The 5,367-nt window shown below is 71.1% G+C and carries 3 protein-coding genes and 2 pseudogenes; all 5 read left to right on the top strand.

The features are described 5' to 3' along the window. Window positions 1-231, top strand: a pseudogene (locus ACZ6Z8_RS39130) (ATP-binding protein); the annotation flags it as partial. Window positions 232-660: 429 nt separating this feature from the next. Continuing rightward, entirely contained in the window at window positions 661-3,993 is a 3,333-nt protein-coding gene (locus ACZ6Z8_RS39125; RefSeq protein WP_465614730.1) for a nitrate- and nitrite sensing domain-containing protein, read from the top strand. A 10-nt stretch (window positions 3,994-4,003) separates the two neighbouring features. Further along, window positions 4,004-4,417, top strand: coding sequence for a roadblock/LC7 domain-containing protein (locus ACZ6Z8_RS39120; protein ID WP_030291361.1), 414 nt, complete (start codon window positions 4,004-4,006; stop codon window positions 4,415-4,417). Between the two features lie 161 nt (window positions 4,418-4,578). Beyond that, the gene (locus ACZ6Z8_RS39115) at window positions 4,579-5,247 is read left to right on the top strand and encodes a DUF742 domain-containing protein (RefSeq protein WP_465614729.1); all 669 of its coding nucleotides are present in this window, start codon (window positions 4,579-4,581) and stop codon (window positions 5,245-5,247) included. Further along, window positions 5,228-5,367 (top strand): annotated as a pseudogene (locus ACZ6Z8_RS39110) (ATP-binding protein); the annotation flags it as partial. The gene ACZ6Z8_RS39115 and the pseudogene ACZ6Z8_RS39110, both read left to right, overlap by 20 nt.

The raw sequence follows: 5,367 nt of genomic DNA, 5'->3' as shown, positions 1-5,367 counted from the left end.
CTCGCCGACTGCTTCCCCGCCCTCGACTACTTCGAGAACAGCGGCCTGCCCTTCGTCGTCGCCCTCAACGGCTTCGACGGCCACCAGCCGCACACGGCGGACGAAGTGCGCGAAGCCCTCCAGCTCGGCGCCGACACCCCCGTGATCACGCTCGACGCCCGGCGGCGGGACAGCGCCAAGAGCGCCCTGATCACCCTGGTCGAGCACGCCCTGCTGGCCCGACTGCGGTAGTCGAACGCGCGATCGCCGCACCGAACAGGAGAACAGCGGAACCGTCCGGCCCCGGTGAGCCGTCACACTGACGGGTCGCCGGGGCGGCGGCGCTTACCGGCCGGTATCCTCCGGGGGCCACGCGCAAGGCCCGCGTATAAGCAGCGGATAACAGTTCGGTAGGCATTTCGTGATCAACAGTGACGCAGTGTGGCGAATCAGCGCCACTCAGCGCCAGGTGACCACGGATTTGCTCCGTCATGTCGCTGATTGTCCGGATTGTGACGACGCGGGCGTCATGCGGCGGCTGTTTGTCCCCCATCCCTGCACGTGCTGAAATTCCAGCTACCCCTGAATATCCCGCGCCGGCTGTCCGGCGGCGGGCCAGGGCCCCGGGGGTAGCGCTGGATTGATCCATGGCCGGCAAGTCGGCCGAGAGGTAGTAGTCGAGTGAGGCGTAAGCAGCAACCCGCCCCGCAGCGGCGCTCCGAGCCCCGCCAGAGCGAGCCGAATGGCGCCGCCGCGGAACAGGCCGGATTCTCCGCGTTCACTCCCACCGAGGAGCGCACCCCGACCATCCCGGCCCCCAAGCCCCCGACCGCGGCCGGCGAGCCGCGCCCGGGCGCCGGTTCTGCGGGCGACGGCGGCTCCAGCCGGTACGACTTCCTCCGTCCGCGCAACTGGCGCGTGCCGACCCGTCTGATCGCGATCCTGCTGATCCCCGTGATCATCAGTCTCGTCTTCGGCGGTCTGCGAGTGAACACCTCGGTCGACGGCTACATCAAGGCCTCCCGCGCCGAGAAGACCGCCGAGCTGGCCAAGGCGGCGACCGAACTCGCCGAAGCGCTGGAGAACGAGCGCGACAAGACCCTCATACCCCTGATGACCGGGCAGGACCCGAACAACGAGGTCACCAAGCGCCGCGGCGACACCGACGCCGCGCTGAAGGCCTACGAGGCGGCGTACGCGGCCTCCGACAAGTCCGGCGAGCTGCCGCGCCGCCACGAGGCCTTCGAGACCCTGGTGGTCGACCTGCCGCACCTGCGGAAGGTCGCGTACGGCAAGGAGCTGTTCGCCAGCGCCACCGCGAGCGCCTACTCGACGATGTTCGCCCCGCTGCTGGCCTACGACAACTCGGTCGGCAACGGCTCCGCCAACGCCACCAGCAAGGGCCGCGCGATCTACGCGATGTCCCTGGCCAAGGCCTCCGCCTCGACCCAGCGCTCGCTGATGCTCAGCCTGCTGGTCGGCGCCTCGACGGGCGCGACCACGCGGTACGAGAACCAGGACATGACCCAGCAGATCCTGGTCTCCGAGAAGCTGGAACAGGTCTCGATCAGCGAGTTCACCACCGGTAGCGACCCCGTCGACGCCAAGAAGTACGCGGACGCGCAGGTCGCCCTGGCCAGCGCCCAGGACCGCTCGGCCTTCAAGATGCCCAACGGCACCGCGCCCACCATGCAGGGCCTGCTGGCGCTCGCGGCCAACTACGCCGAGGCCGCCGCCATCGGGCAGCAGAGGGGCAAGGCCGCCGCCGACGCCGCGTACGCCGAGGCCAAGAACGCCGGTCTGACCCCGGACAACTGGAACCAGGCCGCCGGGACCCACATCCAGGCCCTGCGGAACACCGAAGTCGCGCTGCTGGACGACGTCCTCACCGACTCCCGCAACCTCAAGGACAACGCGCTCTACGACGCCATCCTGAACACGGTCATCGTCGTCGCCGCACTGATCCTGGCCGGCCTGCTCACCGGTTACGTCGCCCGCTCGATGATCCTCGGCATGCGCACCCTGCGCAGCGCCGCCCTGGAGATCGCCGACCACCGCCTGCCGGACCTGGTCGAGAAGCTCTCCAAGACCGACCCCGACCGGGTCGACACCTCGGTGACCGCGATCCCGCTGCACGGCAAGGACGAGATCGGCGAAGTCGCCCGGGCCTTCGACCAGGTCCACCAGCAGGCCGTGGCGCTCGCCGCCGAGCAGGCGCTGCTGCGAGGGAACGTCAACGCGATCTTCACCAACCTGTCGCGCCGCAGCCAGGGCCTGATCCAGCGCCAGCTGGCGCTGATCACCGACCTGGAGAACAACGAGGCCGACCCGGACCAGCTGGAGAACCTCTTCAAGCTGGACCACCTCGCCACCCGCATGCGCCGCAACGGTGAGAACCTCCTCGTCCTCGCCGGCGAGGAGGCCGGCCGCCGCTGGAACACCCCGGTCCCGCTGGTCGACGTGCTGCGCGCCGCCGCCTCCGAGGTGGAGCAGTACGAGCGCGTCGAGCTGTCCGGCATCCCCGAGGTCGAGGTCGTCGGCGCCGCCGTGACCGACCTCGTCCACCTGCTCGCCGAGCTGCTGGAGAACGCCACCTCGTTCTCCAGCCCGCAGACCCGGGTGCTGGTCAACGCGACCCGCCTGCCGGACGGCCGGGTGCTGGTCGAGATCCACGACAAGGGCATCGGCCTCACCGCCGACGACTTCGCGGAGATCAACGAGAAGCTGGCCGAGCCGCCCACGGTCGACGCCACCATCTCCCGCCGCATGGGCCTCTTCGTGGTCGGCCGGCTCTCCCAGCGGCACGACATCCGCGTCCAGCTGCGTCCGTCCGGCGAGTCGGCCGGCACCACCTCGCTGGTCATGCTCCCGCCGTTCGTCACCCAGTCCGCGGTGGCGCCGGAGCCGGAGGAGCAGTTCACCGTCTCCCGGATCTTCGCCGACCAGGAGCCGACCTCCGAGTGGGCCCCCGACGGCCGCGACCGCAGCGCCGCGGAGCTGGGCTTCGACGACCACCTGACCGGCATCGGCAACGCCGGCTCCTCCGGCTTCAGCCCGGCCCTGGAGGCCGTCCAGCGCTCGCAGCGCCTCGACCAGGTCCGCCGCGCGGCCCTGGAGGGCGCCCCGCAGCCGCCGGTGGTGGACGCCGAGGTCGAGGAGGACTACCAGCAGGGCTACGACCAGTACGCCCCGCAGCAGGGCTACGACCAGGGCTACGCCGAGAGCCAGTACGCCGACGACCAGTACGGCTACGACCAGGGCGGCTACCAGCAGGACGAGTACGCCCAGGACGGCTACGGCCAGTACCCGCAGCAGGGTTACGACCAGGGCGGCTACTCCGACGACCAGTACGGCTACCAGCAGGACGAGTACGCCCAGGACGGCTACGGCCAGCAGGCCGAGGAGGCCCCGGCCGGCCACCCGTACGCCCCGGAGCCGCCCGCCCTGCCCGCCGCCGAGCCCTCCACCACCCTGCCGTCCGGGCTGCCCCAGCGCCGCCCCGGTCAGCAGCTGGCGGGCGGCGGCCCGGGCAGCGCCCCGGCCCTCGGCAGCCCGTCCGGGGAGACCCCGAACTGGTTCGCCGGCGCCAAGGACACCACCTCGCCCGACGAGGCCCGCGGCCACGACGTGTCCGCACTCGGCGGATACGGCCCGACCGGCCCGACCGCCAGTTCCACCTGGCAGTCGCCGAACGACGGCGACTGGCAGCGTGCCGAGCAGCTGCGCGAGCCCTCGTCCAGCGGCACCACCGGGGCCGGACTGCCCCGGCGCGTTCCCAAGCAGAACCTGGTGCCCGGCAACGCCAAGCCCACCCCGCAGGAGGGGCCGCAGGTCTCCCGCAGCCCCGAGGAGGTCCGTGGCCGCCTCACCAACCTGCGCCGCGGTGTGGAGCAGGGCCGCAGCGCCGGCAACACCGGAAGCTTCCGGATCGACCCCGATCAGGTAGACCAGTCCGGCAACGGACAGAACCGGAGCACCGATCTCTTCGGCGGCTCGAACCACCAGGAGCGTTGAGTTGACTCAGATGAGCCAGGCCGCACAGAACCTGAACTGGCTGATCACCAATTTCGTGGACAACACCCCCGGGGTGTCCCACACCGTGGTGGTCTCCGCGGACGGCCTCCTGCTGTGCATGTCGGAAGGCTTCCCGCGTGACCGCGCCGACCAGCTCGCCGCCGTCGCCTCCGGCCTCACCTCCCTCACCTCCGGCGCCAGCCGGATCTTCGAAGGCGGCGAGGTCAACCAGACCGTCGTCGAGATGGAGCGTGGCTTCCTGTTCCTGATGGCCATCAGCGACGGCTCCGCCCTCGCCGTCCTGGCCGCACCCGACTCCGACATCGGCCTCGTCGGCTACGAGATGGCCCTGCTCGTCGACCGAGCCGGCGCCGTCCTCACCCCCGCACTCCGCGCGGAACTCCAGGGCAGTCTCCTGCACTGACGGTTCGTCGGATACCGTCCAGGTATTCGAAGTACCTCCGCGTCCTTCCCGGGCCCGCTTCGGCGGGCTCGGGTTCGGACGTCGTACGGCCTTCGCACCACCGGCTCCGGACTCGTACCGAAGCTCGCACCGCACCGCCGCACCTTGTGAGGAGAGGAACCGTGACACCGCCCGACGACCGCAGCGGCCAGTACGGCGTTCCGTACCCTGGCACAGGCCATGACGCCTTCGGAGCACCCGGCGCCGGCCACGGTCAGCCGTACGGTCGCCAGCAGTACGGACAACCCCAGCAGGCCCCGTACGCCCGACCCGAGCAGCAGTACGGCCAGTACGGCCGGCCCGACCCGTACTCCCGGCCGCAGGCCGCCTTCGACACCCCGCCGGCCGGCTACCCGACGCCCGCGCCCGGCCCGGTGCCCGGCCAGGCCCCCGGCTACCAGCCGGCCCAGGAACCCGGGCACGTCGAGGAGTTCGAGGACGAACCGGACTCCGGCCCGCTGATCCGACCGTTCGCCATGACCGGCGGTCGCACCCGGCCCCGCTACGAGCTCGCGCTGGAGGCCCTGGTCTCCGCCGACGTCGACCCGCAGCGCCTGGCCACCCTCCTCCCGGAGCACCAGCGGATCTGCACCCTGTGCAGAGAGGTGAAATCCGTCGCCGAGGTCTCGGCGCTGCTCTCCCTTCCCCTGGGAGTGGCCCGCATCCTCGTGGCCGACCTGGCCGAAGCCGGCCTGGTCGCCATCCACCAGCCCGCTTCCGGCGGCGAATCCGGAAACCAGCCCGACGTCACGCTGCTCGAAAGGGTCCTCAGTGGACTTCGCAAGCTCTAACGCGGCCGCCCCCACCCGCGCCACCACCTCCGCGAAGATCGTCATCGCGGGCGGCTTCGGTGTCGGCAAGACCACGCTCGTCGGCGCCGTCTCCGAGATCAACCCCCTGCGCACCGAAGC

The sequence above is a fragment of the Kitasatospora sp. NPDC101108 genome (assembly GCF_055584725.1).
The sequence above is the reverse complement of the archived record's forward strand: the minus strand, read 5'-3'. Positions and strand labels throughout refer to the sequence as shown.